The organism is Staphylococcus sp. Ze2 (assembly GCF_048568365.1).
Lineage (GTDB): Bacteria > Bacillota > Bacilli > Staphylococcales > Staphylococcaceae > Staphylococcus > Staphylococcus xylosus.
The window spans coordinates 481219-500930 of record NZ_CP183486.1 but is presented as its reverse complement, the minus strand read 5'-3'; the positions used below and the strand labels follow the sequence as shown (position 1 = coordinate 500930).

Here is a 19712-nt window from a genome sequence, read left to right as displayed (position 1 = left end):
TGAGTTAATTGAATAATAATGAATTAACAATTTATCAAAGAATAAGAAATGACATTATTTCTGGTGCTTTTAAAAAAGACGAGAAAATTACCGAAGCCAAACTTGCAAAGAAGTATGAAGTAAGTCGCACTCCAATTCGTGAAGCATTAAAGCAACTAGAACTAGAATACTTTATAAAAAACGCGTATATTTTCATACCAACTAGTGAAGAATATAGACAAATATTTGAAATGCGTATTTTATTAGAGACACATGCATTAAAAAAAGCTGCTATTGTTTATACAACATCAGATTTAGAAGAATTAAAAAGTTACACTGAAATAGATATTGAAGTAGAAGATGAAGCTAAAATCATTGAAATCAATGACAAATTCCATCAAAAAATTATCGCTGCTACTAATAACCAGTTTATTTTAGATACATACCAAAAATACAAAAGCTTCATTTATTTATTTAGCCAAACTGTAATTAACAAACGCCGTCCTGGTCTAATAGAAGAACATAAAGCCATCGTTTCAGCGCTTTATGACAGAGATATCACTTTAGCTGTCACGTTACTCGAAAACCATTTAAAAAACGACTTAGAGTTCAGCCTTTATTATTTAGAATTTAAAAACAATAAATAATTTAAAAAAGACACGAAATTTTAATAATTTCGTGTCTTTTTATGAAATAAACTTAATTTATAATTAAGGAATATTAGTGTACAAATCCTAGGTGTTGCTTTTCTGTCTAACAAGGTATATATTATCGCTAACAAGTATATTTTTTATACCACCCGTTTATATTAACTGTAAACAGGCAATTATTAATACAATAGTAACTATAAAATCTATGAGGGGGCGCTATATGAATATCATTGGCCATCACCACATTTCAATGTACACAAAAGATGCACAAATAAATAAAGATTTTTATACTCAGATTTTAGGATTACGTTTAGTAGAAAAATCCGTAAATCAAGATAACCCTAAGATGTACCATTTATTTTTCGGAGATGAAATTGGTTCTGCAGGAACATTGCTGAGCTTTTTTGAGATACCTAATTTAGGGAAAAATCGTCCTGGTACAAATTCCATTCATCGTATAGGTTTATTAGTTCCTGATAAATCATCTTTAACTTATTTTCAATCTCGACTAGAAGCTAACAATGTAAACACGACAAATATGACATATTTAAACCAACAAGCCTTGTTATTTAAAGATCCAGATGATTTAGAGATTATATTAGTTGCTAATAATCAATATAATCTACCAAAATCATGGCGCAAAAACCCATACTCAAATATTCCTACAGAGCACCAAATTTTAGGTATGGGACCTGTCGAATTACGACTACGCGACACTCAAAAAACCGTTGATTTTTTACAACATGAACTGCGTTATACTCCAAAACAGAATACAGATGAAACAGTTATGACCTTGGATGAAAATGGCCTATACTCAGACTTTGTGATTGTCGAACAACAAGGTCAACGTGCGCGACCTGGTCAGGGTTATGTGCACCACATAGCTGTTAATACACCTAAAGAGTCAAATTTAGAAGCTATTTTAGCAATAGTTAATCATAACCCTGGAAATAATAGTGGTATTATTGATCGCTACTTTTTCAAATCATTATATTACCGACACAACAGTATTATGTATGAATTTGCAACAGAATCTCCTGGTTTCACAGTGGACACAGCTGTTGAAGATTTGGGCAAACAACTCAATTTACCAGATTTTATGGAAGATCAACGCACTCAAATTGAATCACAATTACACGATTTATAAAGGATGATAATATATGGCTATTTTAAAAATGAATGAAAATACTCCATTAGAATTTGGGCTTTATTCACTTGGAGATCACCTACTCAATCCTCATAATGGTGAAAAAATAAGTTATGAACAACGCATTCAAGAATTAATCGAGGCAAGTCAATTAGCAGAACAAGCAGGTATAGATGTTTTCGGTGTTGGCGAAAGTCACCAAGAGCACTTTACCACACAAGCACATACAGTTGTATTAGGAGCAATCGCACAAGCAACTAATAAAATTAAAATATCTAGTTCTTCCTCAATTATCAGCGCAGCAGACCCAGTTAGAATATTTGAAGATTTTGCAACATTAGACTTAATATCACATGGGCGAGCAGAAATAGTAGCAGGTAGAGCTTCTCGCACAGGCATCTTCGATTTATTTGGTTTAGATTTAAATAATTATGATGAGCTTTACGAAGAAAAATTAAATTTACTGTTAGAGTTGAATAAAACCGATAAAATTACTTGGTCTGGTAAATTCAGACCTGATTTAAATAATATGAAAATATTTCCAAGACCAATAGACGATGAACTACCAATTTGGCGTGCCGTTGGCGGTCCTGCAGCAAGTGCGATTAAAGCGGGACGCCAAGGTATCCCAATGATGATTACTACATTAGGTGGGCCAGCAATGACATTTAAAGATTCAATAGATGAATATCGATTAACTGCCAAAGAACATGGTTTCGATACTTCAGCCCAATCGTTACCAGTTTCTACTGCTAGTTTATTCTATACTGCTGAAACGACACAATTAGCGTTGAAAGAATATTACCCTCACCTTAATGTTGGTATGTCTTTTATAAGAGGTACTGGCTATCCAAAACAACAATTTGCTAATGCACCGGATTATAGAGATGCCTTAATGGTTGGAAGTCCACAACAAATCATTGAAAAAATACTTTACCAACATGAGCTTTATAATCATCAGAGATTTATGGCTCAAATTGATTTCGGTGGTGTACCTTTTAATAAAATAATGAAAAATATAGAACTCATTGGTAATGAAATCATTCCAGGTGTTAAAAAGCATTTGAACAAATAGGAGGTATACTATGAATGTTGTACTACTATCTGGTTCTACAGTTGGCTCTAAAACGAGTACTGCTATGAAATATCTAAATGAAGCCATAACAAATCAGGACGATACACTTAATATCCAATTATTTGATTTAAAGCATTTAGAGTTATCTTTTAGCGATGGACGAAATTACTTGGATTATTCCGGAGACACATTAGAATTAACTACTGCTTTAATGCAAGCTGATATTATTTTTATAGGTTTTCCAATCTTTCAAGCATCCATACCTGGAACACTTAAAAACGTATTTGATTTACTTCCTGTTAACGCGTTTCGAGATAAAGTTGTAGGTGTTATAGCTACTGCGGGTTCTCCAAAACATTACTTAATTGCTGAAACACAATTAAAACCAATATTAAGTTATATGAAAGCCCACGTTATGCAAACTTATGTATTTATAGAAGAACGTGACTTTTCTAATGGCACTATCGTCAATGATGACATTATATTTAGAATTAATGATTTAGCAACATCAACCTTGCGTGTTTCTAAATTATATAATCAGCTTTTAGAAGAAGAAAATGACCAATACGATTTTTAGTTCATAATCTAATATTTTAGTTACCTATAAATTCAAAGAGCTGAGACATATCTTTATGTCTCAGCTCTTTTTTGTATTAAATAGATAGATGTTATTAAATTTTAGTTATTTTTTTCTGTTCCTTTCTTTTTTCCTTGTCTATTTCTTAAGAGCATCATTGAACCTATAGATCCTAGTAAAGTTCCAAAAATCCAACTATCTTTATTGTTTTCACCTGTATTAGGTAAATGAGTTATTGAATTCATATTTTGTTCTGAGTTTCCATTAGTCTCATTTTGCTTTGTTTGTAAGTAGCTTGAAGATACGTTTAATGGTTGTAGCTCTGAATTGTGTTTATACAATTCTGTATTAAGTCTTCCATCTAATAGCGTATTATCTCTATTGTTTGAATAGTGTATCTCTACATTTTTATCTATAGATTTCTGTGAGTTTGATTTTCTAATAGAATGGTCCAAATAATCATTTATATTAGTATGCTTTTGACCTTTTGTATTTGGTGATTCTATATCTAATATACCATTTCCGTCTTTATCATTTACTTTTGGTGGTCTCACTAAGGTAATTTGTTCTAATCTATTTTGAAGTGAATTTTTGTCTAAAGAGCTATTAGGTATGTCATTTATTTTGCTTATCGCTGATGTCTTAGCACTTTGCAGTGTTTGGATTAATTTGTCTAATTCCTCTCTCTCTTTTAGAGTAATTAATCCGTCTTTTTTAATTTCTATTAATTTTTCTTCAACTTTTGCTTTTGCTTCTTCAGCTACTTGGATAGCTTTCTTTGCTTTAGCAAGTTGTTCTATGTCTAACACGCCATTACTGTCTTGGTCTGTTACAGCGGGTGATTTTACTGTACTGATTCCGTCTAAGCGTGTTTGTAAATCTGTCTTGCCTGCTGTACCTTCTGGTACATTACTTAATTTCTCTGTGGCATTTGTTTTGGCTTTATCTAACGCTTCGATTAACTTATCTAATTCGTCTTTTTCGCTTGGATTTATTAATCCATCACTCGTAATTTCAGTCAGCTTATTGTCTACAGCTCTCTTCGCTTCTTCCGCCGTCTCAATTGCTTGTTCCGCCTCAGTTAATTGAACTGTATCTAAGATTCCATTACTATCTTTGTCATTTACTTCTGGGGACGTTACTGTACCGATGCCATCTAAGCGTGTTTGTAAATCTACTTTTCCTGTTGTGCCTTCTGGTACATTGTTTAATTTCTCTGTGGCATTTGTCTTAGCCTTGTCTAATGTCTCAATCAATACATCGAGCTCTGCTTTCTCACTTGGATTAATTAATCCATCGCTTGTGATTTCTGTTAACTTACTATCTACAGCTTGCTTCGCTTCTTCCGCTGACTCAATTGCTTTTTGCGCTTCTGTTAATTGAACGGTATCTAAAATTCCATTACTATCTTTGTCATTTACTTCTGGCGATGTTACTGTACCGATGCCATCTAAACGTGTTTGTAAATCTACTTTTCCTGTTGTACCTTCTGGTACATTGTTTAATTTCTCTGATGCATTCGTTTTGGCTTTGTCTAATGCTTCAATTAACTTGTCTAATTCTGCTTTTTCGCTTGGATTGATTAGTCCATCCCTTGTGATTTCAGTCAACTTACTATCTACAACTCTCTTCGCTTCTTCCGCTGACTCGATTGCTTCTTGCGTTTCTGTTAATTGAACGGTATCTAAGATTCCATTACTGTCTTTATCATTCACTTCTGGGGATGTTACTGAATCTATGCCATCTAAGCGTGTTTGTAAATCTACTTTTCCTGTTGTACCATCTGGTACATTGTTTAATTTCTCTGTGGCATTTGTTTTGGCTTTATCTAACGCTTCAATTAACTTGTCTAATCCTGCTTTCTCACTCGGATTCACTAATCCATCGCTTGTAATCTCAGTTAATTTATTATCTACAGCTCTCTTCGCTTCTTCCACTGCCTCGATTGCTTGGTCTGCATCTGTTAATTGAACTGTATCTAAGATTCCATTACTGTCTTTATCATTCACTTCTGGGGACGTTACTGTACCGATGCCATCTAAGCGTGTTTGTAAATCTACTTTTCCTATTGTACCGTCAGGTACATTATTCAATTTCTCTGTGGCATTTGCTTTTGCTTGGTCTAAAATTCCAATTAGTCGATCTAATTCCACTTTTTCGCTTGGATTGATTAGTCCATCCCTTGTGATTTCAGTTAACTTACTATCTGCAGCTTGCTTAGCTTCTTCGGCTGCCTCAATTGCTTCTTGCGCTTCTGTGAGTTGAACTTTATCCAAGATTCCATTACCGTCTTTGTCATTTACTTCCGGTGATGTTACTATACCAATTCCATCTAAGCGAGTTTGTAGATCTACTTTTCCTGCTGTACCTTCTGGTACATTACTTAATTTCTCTGTGGCATTTGTTTTAGCTTTATCTAACGCTTCAATTAACTTGTCTAATCCTGCTTTCTCACTCGGATTCACTAATCCATCGCTTGTAATCTCAGTTAATTTATTATCGACAGCTCTCTTTGCTTCTTCGACTGCCTCAATTGCCTGTTCAGCGTCTTTTAATTGAACTGTATCTAATACTCCATTACCGTCTTTGTCATTTACTTCCGGTGATGTTACTGAATTTATGCTATCTAAACGTGTTTGTAAGTCTACTTTTCCTGTTGTACCTTCTGGTACACTGTTTAATTTCTCTGATGCATTTGTCTTAGCCTTGCCTAATGCTTCAATTAACTTGTCTAATTCTGCTTTTTCGCTTGGATTCACTAATCCATCGCTTGTAATCTCAGTTAATTTATTATCGACAGCTCTCTTCGCTTCTTCCGCTGCCTCGATTGCTTTTTGCGCTTCTGTTAATTGAACGGTATCTAAGATTCCATTACTATCTTTGTCATTTACTTCTGGCGATGTTACTGTACCGATACCATCTAAACGTGTTTGTAAGTCTACTTTTCCTGTTGTACCTTCTGGTACACTGTTTAATTTCTCTGATGCATTCGTTTTGGCTTTATCTAATGCTTCAATTAACTTGTCTAGTTCAACTTTCTCACTCGGATTAATTAATCCATCACTCGTAATTTCAGTCACCTTATTATCTAGAGCTCTCTTCGCTTCTTCCGCCGTCTCAATTGCCTGTTCAGCGTCTTTTAATTGAACTGTATCTAATACTCCATTACCGTCTTTGTCATTTACTTCCGGTGATGTTACTGCACTGATTCCATCCAAGCGTGTTTGTAAATCTGATTTCCCAGCTGTACCTTCTGGTACATTACTTAGTTTCTCTGATGCATTGGTCTTAGCCTTATCTAGTGCTTCGATTAACTTGTCTAATTCTGCTTTCTCACTTGGATTAATTAGTCCATCACTTGTGATTTCAGTTAACTTACTATCTACAGCTTGCTTAGCCTCTTCGGCTGCCTCGATTGCTTCTTGCGCTTCTGTTAATTGAACTGTATCCAAGATTCCATTACTGTCTTTATCATTCACTTCTGGTGATGTTACTGCACTGATTCCGTCTAAACGTGTTTGTAGATCTACTTTTCCTGTTGTACCTTCTGGTACATTACTTAATTTCTCCGTTGCGTTTGTCTTAGTTTTGTCTAATGCCTCAATCAGTACATCGAGCTCTGCTTTCTCACTTGGGTTCACTAATCCATCTCTTGTAATCTCTGTTAACTTACTATCTACAGCTTGCTTAGCTTCTTCGGCTGCTTCGATTGCTTCTTGCGCTTCTGTTAATTGAACGGTATCTAATACGCCATTACTATCTCGGTCATTCACTTCTGGTGATGTCACAGTACTGATTCCATCTAAGCGTGTTTGTAAATCTGTCTTGCCTGTTGTGCCTTCTGGTACATTGTTTAATTTCTCTGATGCATTGGTCTTAGCCTTGTCTAATGCTTCAATTAACTTGTCTAATTCTGCTTTTTCGCTTGGATTCACTAATCCATCGCTTGTAATCTCAGTTAATTTATTATCGACAGCTCTCTTTGCTTCTTCGACTGCCTCAATTGCCTGTTCAGCGTCTTTTAATTGAACTGTATCTAATACTCCATTACCGTCTTTGTCATTTACTTCCGGTGATGTTACTGCACTGATTCCATCCAAGCGTGTTTGTAAATCTGATTTCCCAGCTGTACCTTCTGGTACATTACTTAGTTTCTCTGTGGCATTTGTTTTGGCTTTGTCTAATACTTCAATTAACTTGTCTAATTCTGTTTTCTCACTCGGATTAATTAATCCATCATTTGTGATCTCAGTTAACTTAGTATCGACAGCTCTCTTCGCTTCTTCTAGTGACTCGATTGCTTCTTGCGCTTCTGTTAATTGAACGGTATCTAATACGCCATTACTATCTCGGTCATTTACTTCTGGCGATGTGACTGAATTTATGCTATCTAAACGTGTTTGTAAGTCTACTTTTCCTGTTGTACCATCTGGTACATTGTTTAATTTCTCTGATGCATTCGTTTTGGCTTTATCTAGCGCTTCGATTAACTTATCTAATTCGTCTTTTTCGCTTGGATTAATCAATCCATCTCTTGTGATTTCAGTCAATTTATTGTCTGCAACTCTCTTCGCTTCTTCCGCTGACTCAATTGCTTGTCCCGCCTCAGTTAATTGAACGGTATCTAATTCGCCATTACTATCTCGGTCATTTACTTCTGGCGATGTGACTATACCAATTCCATCTAAGCGCGTTTGTAAATCTGTCTTGCCTGTTGTACCGTATGGTACATTGTTTAATTTCTCTGTGGCATTTGTTTTGGCTTTATCTAGCGCTTCGATTAACTTATCTAATTCGTCTTTTTCGCTTGGATTAATCAATCCATCTCTTGTGATTTCAGTTAACTTACTATCTGCAGCTCTCTTTGCTTCTTCCGCCGTCTCAACTGCTTTTTCTGCTTCTGTTAATTGAACGGTATCTAAGATTCCATTACCGTCTTTATCATTCACTTCTGGTGATGACGCTGTACCGATTCCATCTAGACGTGTTTGTAAATCTGATTTCCCAGCTGTACCTTCTGGTACATTACTTAATTTCTCTGTGGCATTTGTTTTGGCTTTATCTAGCGCTTCGATTAACTTATCTAATTCGTCTTTTTCGCTTGGATTAATCAATCCATCTCTTGTGATTTCAGTTAACTTACTATCTACAGCTCTCTTTGCTTCTTCCGCCGTCTCAACTGCTTTTTCTGCTTCTGTTAATTGAACTGTATCTAAGATTCCATTACCGTCTTTATCATTCACTTCTAGTGATGACGCTGTACCGATGCCATCTAAGCGTGTTTGTAAATCTACTTTTCCTGTTGTACCTTCTGGTACATTGTTTAATTTCTCTGATGCATTCGTTTTGGCTTTGTCTAATGCTTCAATTAACTTGTCTAATTCTGCTTTTTCGCTTGGATTGATTAGTCCATCCCTTGTGATTTCAGTCAACTTACTATCTACAACTCTCTTCGCTTCTTCCGCTGACTCGATTGCTTCTTGCGTTTCTGTTAATTGAACGGTATCTAATACGCCATTACTATCTTTGTCGTTTACTTCTGGGGATGTTACTGAATTTATACTATCTAAGCGTGTTTGTAAGTCTACTTTTCCTGTTGTACCATCTGGTACATTGTTTAATTTCTCTGTGGCATTTGTCTTAGTTTTGTCTAACGCCTCAATCAGTACATCGAGCTCTGCTTTCTCACTTGGGTTCACTAATCCATCTCTTGTAATCTCTGTTAACTTACTATCTACAGCTTGCTTAGCTTCTTCGGCTGCTTCGATTGCTTCTTGCGCTTCTGTTAATTGAACGGTATCTAATACGCCATTACTATCTCGGTCATTCACTTCTGGTGATGTCACAGTACTGATTCCATCTAAGCGTGTTTGTAAATCTGTCTTGCCTGTTGTGCCTTCTGGTACATTGTTTAATTTCTCTGATGCATTGGTCTTAGTTTTGTCTAATGCCTCAATTAGTACATCTAATTCGCCTTTTTCACTTGGATTTACTAATCCATCACTCGTAATTTCAGTCAACTTATTATCTACAGCTCTCTTCGCTTCTTCGACTGCCTCAATTGCTTGTTGTGCTTCTGTGAGTTGAACTGTATCTAATACTCCATTACTATCTTTGTCATTTACTTCTGGGGATGTTACTGCACTGATTCCATCCAAGCGTGTTTGTAAGTCTACTTTTCCTGTTGTACCTTCTGGTACATTGTTTAATTTCTCTGATGCATTGGTCTTAGCCTTATCTAGTGCTTCGATTAACTTGTCTAATTCTGCTTTCTCACTTGGATTAATTAGTCCATCACTTGTGATTTCAGTTAACTTACTATCTACAGCTTGCTTCGCTTCTTCCGCTGACTCAATTGCTTGTTCCGCCTCAGTTAATTGAACGGTATCTAACACTCCATTACTATCTTTGTCATTCACTTCTGGTGATGTCACAGTACTGATTCCATCTAAGCGAGTTTGTAGATCTACTTTTCCTGTTGTACCTTCTGGTACATTGTTTAATTTTTCTGATGCATTCGTTTTAGCTTTATCTAACACTTCGATTAACTTGTCTAATTCGTCTTTCTCACTTGGATTGATTAATCCATCACTCGTAATTTCAGTCAGCTTATTATCTACAGCTCTCTTCGCTTCTTCCGCTGCCTCGATTGCTTTTTGCGCTTCTGTTAATTGAACGGTATCTAAGATTCCATTACTATCTTTGTCATTCACTTCTGGTGATGACGCTGTACCGATTCCATCTAGACGTGTTTGTAAATCTGATTTCCCAGCTGTACCTTCTGGTACATTACTTAATTTCTCTGTGGCATTTGTTTTGGCTTTATCTAGCGCTTCGATTAACTTATCTAATTCGTCTTTTTCGCTTGGATTAATCAATCCATCTCTTGTGATTTCAGTCAATTTATTGTCTACAGCTCTCTTCGCTTCTTCCGCTGCCTCGATTGCTTCTTGCGCTTCTGTTAATTGAACTGTATCTAATACGCCATTACTATCTCGGTCATTCACTTCTGGTGACGTTACTGAATTTATGCTATCTAAACGTGTTTGTAAATCTATTTTTCCTGTTGTACCTTCTGGTACATTACTTAATTTCTCTGTGGCATTTGTTTTAGCCTTATCTAATACTTCAATTAACTTGTCTAATTCTGCTTTCTCACTCGGATTCACTAATCCATCGCTTGTAATCTCAGTTAATTTATTATCTACAGCTCTCTTCGCTTCTTCCACTGCCTCAATTGCTTCTTGAGCTTCTGTTAATTGAACTGTATCTAATACTCCATTACCGTCTTTGTCATTTACTTCCGGTGACGTTACTGAATTTATGCTATCTAAACGTGTTTGTAAGTCTACTTTTCCTGTTGTACCTTCTGGTACACTGTTTAATTTCTCTGATGCATTCGTTTTGGCATCATTTAACACTTCGATTAATACATCAAGCTCTGCTTTTTCGCTTGGATTTATTAGCCCATCTCTTGTGATTTCAGTTAACTTATTATCTACGGTTCTCTTTGCTTGTCCTGCTAGCTCAATAGCTTGTTCTGCCTCTGAGAGTTGAATTGTATCTTTTACTCCATTGCTGTCTTTATCATTCACTTCTGGCGATGTTACTGCACTAATTGCGTCTAAACGTGTTTGTAAATCTGTTTTCCCTGCTGTACCTTCTGGCACATTGTTTAATTTTTCTGATGCATTCGTTTTAGCTTTATCTAACACTTCGATTAACTTGTCTAATTCGTCTTTCTCACTTGGATTGATTAATCCATCACTCGTAATTTCAGTCAGCTTATTATCTACAGCTCTCTTCGCTTCTTCCGCTGCCTCGATTGCTTTTTGCGCTTCTGTTAATTGAACGGTATCTAAGATTCCATTACTATCTTTGTCATTTACTTCTGGCGATGTTACTGTACCGATGCCATCTAAGCGTGTTTGTAAATCTACTTTCCCTGCTATACCGTCGGGTACATTGATTAATTTCTCCGTTGCGTTTGTTTTTGCTTTGTTTAAAACTTCAATCAGTACATCGAGTTCTGCTTTTTCTCTTGGATTTATTAACCCATCTCTTGTGATTTCAGTTAATTTATTTTCTGCAGTTCTTTTTGCTTGTTCTGCTAGTTCAATTACTCTCTCTGCCTCTGAAAGTTGAGCTGTGTCCAATACTCCATTACTATCTCGATCATTTACTTCTGGTGATGTTACTGTTGAAATTTTATTCAATTTTGTTTTAAGTGTTCCTTTGCCATTTACACTATCTGGTACATCATTTAACTTCTCTATTGCAACATCCTTAGCTGTTTTCAATAATTGATTTAATCTATCTATTTCATCTTTTTCAGATGGTGTAATTAAACCATCTGAATTCACTTCTGATAACCTTTGAGAAACAACGCGTTGAGCTTCTTCTGCTGCTTGTACGGCTCTAGCAGCTTCATCTAATTGAACAGTGTCTACAACACCGTTACTATCTACATCATTCACTTCTGGAGAAGTCGACGTAGTAATTCCATCTATTCTTCTTTGGAGATCATTTTTACCCGAAGCACCATCTAATACATCGCTTATTTTATTGATAGCTATTTGTTTTGCTTCTTCTAAAGCATTAATTGCTTCATCAACTTTCTGCTTCTCGGAGGGGCTCACAGCTCCATCTGCCATAACTTCTTGAATTTTTTGTTCAACTTGTTGTTTTGCTTGTTCTGCTGCTTCGATTGCCTGTTCCGCTTTTTTCTTCTTAGCTTTAATTAGAGCTGTATTAATTCTTCTTGCTACGTCATCAATATCAACAGATTGATTTGTAATATTGACTCCTCTTAGAACATTTGGATCTAATGTGTCACTTAAAATATATCCAAACAGTTTATCCTTGTTAATATCTATATAATAACTAGCATCAAATGATATAACAAATTCGACACTACCTCCAGAGCCGCCTCCAGTATTTGGATTGCCATTAGTTCCACTATCTGGTCTAGTGTAGGAATAATATCCTAAATGGTCTTGCTGTAACAGAACCCTTTGTCTACCATTATATACTGCGAAAACTTGCTTTATTTTTTTATTAAGACTTGGATTGGGTCTTATTGCATAGTTTTCAAATCGATAAGTGCCTCTGCCTTTTTCTTTTGATAAAACCATTGTTGCAATAAGTACTTCTCCATTATTATAAAAAATTTCATCTTCTACGATACCAAAATGATTTTTAGTTACATCAGATTGATTTGTGAACGTATATACAGCACGATAATCATCATTATTTCTATTAAAAGTTAAATCTTTCATTTTATATAATAATTGATTTATTCTGTCTGCTTGAAAAGCGTTAATCTTCCTATTTCCAGCTACTCCATAATCTCCATTGAAAATATCATTGTAAGCACTCTTATTATTTTTTAATGATGTTTGTCTTATAATATTTCTTAAAAATAGCTTTCTTTCTTCTTCAGTTAATTCATTTCTATTTCTTTCTACTTCTCTTAAAGCTGTTGTAATGTAATCGCCTGATTGTACAGTATCATAACTTAATCTCCACCCAAAATGTCTATCTATAAAGCGGCCATTGTAACGAGAAATATTTAAACTCCTTGCCACTCTTGATTTAGGCTTATTTTGGTTTAATTTTTTTATTTCATTATTTAAATTTGCTAAATTTAAGCTATTGGCTTGATTGATATCACTGTTACTTTCTATTTTTTGTACATTTGCAGAGATGTTATTTAGTTCATTATTATCAATATCGTTGTTTACTATAACACTATTATTTTTCATTTGATCAGTATTTTCATTTTTTTGCTCTACTGTATATTGATCATTTTCTTCAGTCTTTGAATTAGTATTGTCGGTGCTTTTGTCAGAAGGTTTTTCCTGCGATGATATGGTTGCTTTGTTTTCTTTACTTATATTATTTTCTTGCTTCTTTATTTGCTCTTTTTCAATATTATAGTTTGATTCTTCATCTACTTTATCTGAAATTGCACTTTGCTTTTGGCTTTCTTTTGCTTCTCTTTCATTATTAACAGAAATGTGTTCGCGCTTTTGTGCTTCTTTGTTTATCTCTTCACTTTCCGTTAATTTTTGATTCGCAATATTTGATACGTCTCCGTCATTTTGTCCTTCTCCAGAATTCTTGTTAGCAACTTCCCCTGAACCAGATTGTTTTACTTCTGAAATAACTTGATCCTCGGCGTTATTTTGTATTTCAACCTTTTCTTTACTCTCTATCATATGTGCTTCCGCTTCACTGTCTTGATTGATAAAAAGAATTGATCCTAATAACACTGATGCTGTTCCAATAGTAAATTTCCGAATAGAATACTTGTTATTTCTTCTAGCAATATATTCTGCGAGTACTCTCATAGCTGTCTACTTCTCCTTCTTGATAATATAAATACCATATACAATTATATTTTGTTGTAGTAAGAGTAGTAGTGACTTTATATATTGAGTAAAAAAATGGTTCTTTACAGTAAAATTTTGAGATGAAACCAAAAAAACACCTTCCTATTCAATAGAAAGGCGCTTACTCTTATATTGTATTTGTTAATTTAACTGTTTTGTTACTAATCCTGAGACCGGTTCAAATATCGTTAATTCTTTTTTATTTAATAAATCTTCTGTAAGTTGTAATTCTGTAATCTGATTGGAGTCATACCATTTAATGTACATGATTCGTGTAGTTAAATTTAAGACCGTTTGATACAAAGTATAATGAAGTGCCGCTTCTTCGTCTCGAACTGCACCTTTGGGTATGCTTACATTTTCTAGAAGTTTAAATGCATTGAGTATGTCTTCTTCTGCATTAGTTGTTTCTTCTAAGTTATTTTTTAAGTAAGCCATACGCACGAAACGTTCAGCTGAAGTATACCCACCAGGTAATCCGTATGTTCCACCTTCATTTCCTAATGTGGGGAAAATAGTATTCATTAATTGGCTTGCTTGAGGACGTTGCGGCGTAATATTTATATAATTCCTCAAATTTTCATAATGCCAATTCAAATCTGGATTGTTAGTTAAGACTCCTACTGGATTTTCATTTATGATCATACTACCATCTTCAAAAGTTAGTTCAATCGTTCTACCTGAATCATCCGTAATATGATAATGTAACGGAGGAACTTCAGCTATATCATTGAGTGTGTGTGAGACAACATTTACAGATTTAGCATTTTTTATTAAATCTTCAATATTTTGATTGTAACCCAATACCCATGTAATCACTTCACTTTGAGCAATGTTCATATATCCTTCTCGAACATCTGTGGCATATGTTGCATATCCTCTAAAATACTGTATTGAAGCACCTAGGCCATGTTCATTTACACCGTCTGCAAATAAGAATCCTTCCATATCACTCCCTGATCCAACAAAACCATACTTTGTTTTACCTTTATATGTTATGCGGGATTCCCAATAGAAATGACGTGGTTGTACTGCTGGATTTCCTTTTAATTGATACACAAAATCCATTGTACGCCCTAATATCACTTGGTTACTTTTCGATAAATATGAAAAACCAGTACACATGATTAATTTGCTCCTCTCAACCTTCTCTATGTCAAAAAATTAATTATTTTGTATCTTTTATCAATATTTATTTTAATTAATTATGCTTTATATTAATAGTAATTCGCTTGTGATATATATGCACTTACCGAATATCTGATACTTAAAACAAATTTTCACCATGTAACGGCTTCACTAAAAATTATAAAAAATAAGGATGAGACAGAAATCACCTTGTTCAAAATGATTGTGTTGTCCCATCCCTATAAGTGAAAAGTCCAATATATTTTCGCCCTAAATCTACTTTAATGTAGCAATATATGCATAATAAAAATAACGAACTGTTTTGTTAAGTTGATAGTCGTAGTTATGAGATTATTTATCTCAACCTTGTTTTTATATTAAATTATGTTAGTTGTAGTTCTTGTACTCGCGTTTGTGATAAAGATGCTTTTACGTCAATTACTCTCTGATTCAAAGAACCTTTATATGGTAGATTAGGTTGGTATAAATGGTTAATAAAAGGACCATCTATAAGTACATCTATGTGTTTAAGCAACTCATTTCTTTCCCCTTTGTCTTCCATTAAATATTCAAATAAAAAACCTGTCCAAACCCACAATGTCTTTGAATGACCAAATTTCTCCCTAAATGCTTGAGCGCATTTTAATGTAATATCTAAATTACAAAATGGTTCTCCACCTAGGATGCTTAATCCAGAAATATAACCTGGTTCACAGTTTTCTAATATTTCTTCCAAGATTAAATCGTTAAACCTTTCACCATATCTAAAATTTTGTGCCACTTTGTTATAACAATTTTCACAGGCAAATGGACATCCTGAAACATATAAACTACACCTGACACCTTCTCCATCAACAAAACTTTGTGACTCGATTTTGGCAATATAACCTTGTCCTTTTTTAATATCTAATATTGTCATGTTGTTTGGTCTTTCAAATGTTTCACTCGTGCACACATTTCTTTATGTCTTCCTTCAATTGTAGGGCGTTGAACCGGATTACCAAGATACCCGCATGTACGTTTTACTACATCAACCGTAGTAGGGTCATCATTGCCACATTCAGGACATTTATAGCCTGTTGCTGTCGTCTTAAAATCACCTCTAAAGTCACATTTTCTACAATGATCAATCGGAATATTCGTACCTAAATAACTTACTTTATCATATGAATAATCCCATACTGCTTCTAATGCTTTTAAATTATGATTTAATTTTGGATATTCACAGTAATGGATATAACCGCCACTTGCATAAAAAGGATAATCCTTTTCAAAATCAATTTTCTCAAATGGTGTAATATCTTTTCTCACGTCATAGTGGAATGAGTTCTGATAATATCCTTTATCTGTAACGTTCGGTATTTCACCATATTTCTCTATATCAAGTCTACAAAAACGATCAGTTAGTGACTCACTTGGTGTGCTATAAACGCTGAACCAAACATCATATTGTTCAGTCCATTTCAATTGGTAAACTTTCATTGCTTTTAATATATCTAATGTAAATTTTTTAGCTATAGACTGTGTTTCCCAATTAGGTCCATAAAATACTGTAGCCGCTTCATACAAACCGATATATCCCATTGATAAGGTAGCTCGTTTTCCTCTTAACAACGTCATTATATCTTCTTCATCAGTTAAACGATGTTTAAATGCACCATTTTTATATAAAATAGGCGCATTATCAGGTGTCACTTCGGCAATACGTTGAATTCGGTATACTAGAGCATCATGCATTACTGACATTCGTTCATGGAATATCTTCCAAAACATTTCAATGTCACCATTAGATTCAATTGCTATTCTAGGTACATTCAATGTCACAACACCTAGATTACATCTTCCATTATTCTCAAATTCCCCATCTTCGTTTCTCCAAGATGGTAAAAATGAGCGACACCCCATCGGTGCTTTAAAATCACCTAATATTTCGACCGTTTTATCATAATTCAAAATATCGGGATACATTCTTTTAGTAGAACATTCTAATGCCAACTGTTTTATATCATAATTTGGATCTTTCGAACTAAAATTCACACCTTTTTTAATTGAAAAGACGAGTTTTGGGAAAATGGCGGTAATACGATCTTTACCTAAACCTTTGATTCTAGTATTAAGAATTGCTTGTTGTATTTTACGACTATATGTATCTGTTCCTAACCCAAATCCTAACGTTACAAAAGGTGTTTGACCATTAGACGTATATAACGTGTTTATTTCATACTCTAAACTTTCTATAGCATCTTCAATATCTTGTGAAACTCGATAATCAACGTACGTTTCTATGTCTTGTGGTTGCACAAATTTTTTAGCCAATCCTCGATGCTTAGCTTCATTATATTGAACATAATGGCTTAGTAATTCATCAACCCGATCAATTGTACATCCTCCATATTGGCTACTAGAAACATTGGCAATGATTTGCACGAGTTGGGCAGAAGCTGTTTGAATTGATTTAGGTGAGGTCACAGTTGCATTGCCAATTTGAAAACCATGCTTGAGCATACTTTCTGCATCTATTAAGCAACAATTAGTAAGCGGCTGAAAAGGATGGTAATCTAAATCATGAAAATGTATGTCTCCTTCTTTATGAGCTGTTGCAACATGCTCTGGTAATAAATAATTTAGCGCATATGATTTAGATACTACACCGGCTGTTAAATCTCTCATTGTCGAAAATGTGGCACTATCCTTGTTGGCATTTTCATTTATCACTGTAGGATCTTTAGTTATTAAATTCTTTAAATCTTGTTCGAGTTTATTCATTTTATCCCCTCATTCCTATATATTGTGTCTTATTACAATTTACAACACAATATATAGTGTTTCAATGAATGACCTAGCCGTTCACAAATTCGTAAAAACATTTCGAAGTTTTCGTGAACTTTAATTGCGTTTTCAAAATATCTATATTAATAACCTAAAAATGTAGAAAACACTGCTACACAATAGTTAATCATCCTATTGCCTAGTCAGTGTTTTAAATCACTTTATATTCAACTCAAACTCTTTGCAATTACTCTATAAATGTTCTTAGCTTCTGCCTCATTTTCAACACCATAGATATTCATTCTCCCATCTTTGAACAAGGTGATTTCATGAGATCCATACGCCAATAGTTTCACAAAATCATTAGATTTTTTTACAGTTACAGGTAAATAATCAGTATGGTTAAAAATGTCGGCATTAAAGCGTAACAAGAACATGTCTCCGCATTGTTTCTCTATCTTGGCGTCATATTTATCGTTTAATAATGCATATTCATGTTTCTCACAAACATTACAATCACTTTGTTTTAAAGCACTAATATCCATAGATTTATACTGCATATTAAAGCAATCTATAGTTATAAGTTTTTTTGAAAATGCTTCGCCAGAGACCCACCTCATTAGCTCGGAAACTTGCATACTAGCTACTTGATAAATCACTGGTGGCAGCACACCATTTATTGCACAACTTTCACCAGTACTGGGCATTGTTTCAAGAAGACATTTCAAACATGGTCCTTGATCATCGATACCATAAACAGTACCTTTACTACCAACTGCAGCACCGTAAATCCAAGGTATGTTTTGCTTGTTACAAGATTCATTTATTAAATACCTTATTTTAAAATGGTCCATACCATCTATAACAATATGCGGATGATATGTTGTTAATAAATTTTCAATGTTTAAATTGGTTATTTCACGATTAATTGCTGTTACTTCTACGTTACTATTGATTTGATTCAACTTATGTTTTAAAGCTTCAACTTTAGGCAGCATTTTTTCTGCATCTAACTCATCATATAACGCCTGTCTATGTAAATTAGATAATTCAACAATATCCATATCGATTATAGTAAGTGAGCCTACTCCCATCCTTACTAACATTTCTGCGCTGTGACTACCAAGTGCACCGGCACCCATAATCATGACGTGAGTTTTTTGAAGTTGGCTTTGACCATGCTCACCAAACTGATGATATCTTACTTGTCGATTATAGCGTTCTATCATAAGAACCCAATACCTTCAGTTGGGCTCGATGCTTGTGCTGTATACTTCACAGGTATTCTTCCTGCTTCATAACTCAATCTTCCAGCACTAATCCCTTTATTCATTGCTTCTGCCATTTTCACAGGATCCGCTGCACTTGATATTGCCGTATTAAGTAAAATACCATCAGCACCTAATTCCATCGCATGACAAGCATCCTTAGGCGAACCAATACCTGCGTCTACGATTACTGGTACATTAACGCGTTCAATAATATAGCGCAAATTTAATGGGTTATTGATTCCTCTTCCCGTGCCAATAGGAGAGGCAAGCGGCATAATTGCATGAACACCTAATTCTTCTAAGCGTTTCGCTAACACAACATCATTGGATATATATGGACAGACTGTATAACCTTTTTCCAACAATACTTTGCATGCTTCATATGTTTCTAATGGGTCTGGCAGTAACGTTTCGTCATCACCAATAACTTCTACCTTAATCATGTCACAAACGCCTGCGTGATCAGCAATTTCTGCTATACGGACTGCTTCTTTAGCTGTCTTAGCCCCTGCAGTGTTTGGAAACGTGATGAATTTCGATAGATCAACTTTTGCTAATGGATTAGGTAAATCTTTGTCATATAAATTCATACGTCTCACTGCAAAAGTTAATACTTCTGTTTCTGATGCTTCAATAGCCTGAGTTTGTACCTTTTCGTTTTCAAATTTTCCTGTACCTAATAATAATCTTGAATTTAATGTAAAGTTGCCTATTTTAAACAT

Annotated in this window: 10 protein-coding genes; 4 read left to right on the top strand and 6 right to left on the bottom strand. The window is 34.6% G+C overall.

Translation table 11 applies throughout. The features are described from left to right. The first annotated feature begins 8 nt into the window (after positions 1 to 8). From ACM591_RS02060 to ACM591_RS02045, 4 genes are all read left to right on the top strand, one after another. Positions 9 to 626 (top strand): GntR family transcriptional regulator, encoded by a 618-nt coding sequence (locus ACM591_RS02060; RefSeq protein WP_029379237.1) that lies wholly within the window; start codon positions 9 to 11, stop codon positions 624 to 626. Between the two features lie 223 nt (positions 627 to 849). Next, the gene (locus ACM591_RS02055) at positions 850 to 1776 is read left to right on the top strand and encodes a VOC family protein (RefSeq protein WP_326007972.1); all 927 of its coding nucleotides are present in this window, start codon (positions 850 to 852) and stop codon (positions 1774 to 1776) included. 13 nt (positions 1777 to 1789) lie between these two features. Beyond that, positions 1790 to 2851, top strand: coding sequence for an LLM class flavin-dependent oxidoreductase (locus ACM591_RS02050; RefSeq protein WP_216715835.1), 1062 nt, complete (start codon positions 1790 to 1792; stop codon positions 2849 to 2851). 10 nt (positions 2852 to 2861) lie between these two features. Beyond that, a complete protein-coding gene (locus ACM591_RS02045; protein ID WP_029379234.1) occupies positions 2862 to 3428 on the top strand; it encodes an NADPH-dependent FMN reductase in 567 nt (188 codons plus the stop codon). 101 nt (positions 3429 to 3529) lie between these two features. Here the strand turns inward: ACM591_RS02045 and ACM591_RS02040 are convergent, their stop codons facing one another. The 6 genes from ACM591_RS02040 to ACM591_RS02015 all read right to left on the bottom strand — a co-directional run bounded on the left by ACM591_RS02040 (position 3530) and on the right by ACM591_RS02015 (position 19712). After that, positions 3530 to 13780: a GA-like domain-containing protein gene (locus tag ACM591_RS02040; protein WP_418354412.1), complete on the bottom strand. Its 10251-nt coding sequence runs from the start codon at positions 13778 to 13780 to the stop codon at positions 3530 to 3532. Positions 13781 to 13963: 183 nt separating this feature from the next. Next, a complete protein-coding gene (locus ACM591_RS02035; RefSeq protein ID WP_038679250.1) occupies positions 13964 to 14947 on the bottom strand; it encodes a choloylglycine hydrolase family protein in 984 nt (327 codons plus the stop codon). A gap of 385 nt (positions 14948 to 15332) precedes the next feature. Continuing rightward, the gene (gene nrdG / locus ACM591_RS02030; RefSeq protein WP_038679252.1) at positions 15333 to 15869 is read right to left on the bottom strand and encodes an anaerobic ribonucleoside-triphosphate reductase activating protein; all 537 of its coding nucleotides are present in this window, start codon (positions 15867 to 15869) and stop codon (positions 15333 to 15335) included. Further along, positions 15866 to 17716, bottom strand: a complete 1851-nt coding sequence (gene nrdD, locus ACM591_RS02025) for an anaerobic ribonucleoside-triphosphate reductase (RefSeq protein ID WP_058625986.1) — start codon at positions 17714 to 17716, stop codon at positions 15866 to 15868. Before nrdD ends, nrdG begins: the two co-directional genes overlap by 4 nt. 230 nt (positions 17717 to 17946) lie before the next feature. Continuing rightward, the gene (locus ACM591_RS02020; RefSeq protein ID WP_029379229.1) at positions 17947 to 18945 is read right to left on the bottom strand and encodes a ThiF family adenylyltransferase; all 999 of its coding nucleotides are present in this window, start codon (positions 18943 to 18945) and stop codon (positions 17947 to 17949) included. Then, on the bottom strand, positions 18945 to 19712 hold the full coding sequence (locus ACM591_RS02015; protein WP_029379228.1) for a thiazole synthase: 768 nt from the start codon (positions 19710 to 19712) through the stop codon (positions 18945 to 18947). Before ACM591_RS02015 ends, ACM591_RS02020 begins: the two co-directional genes overlap by 1 nt.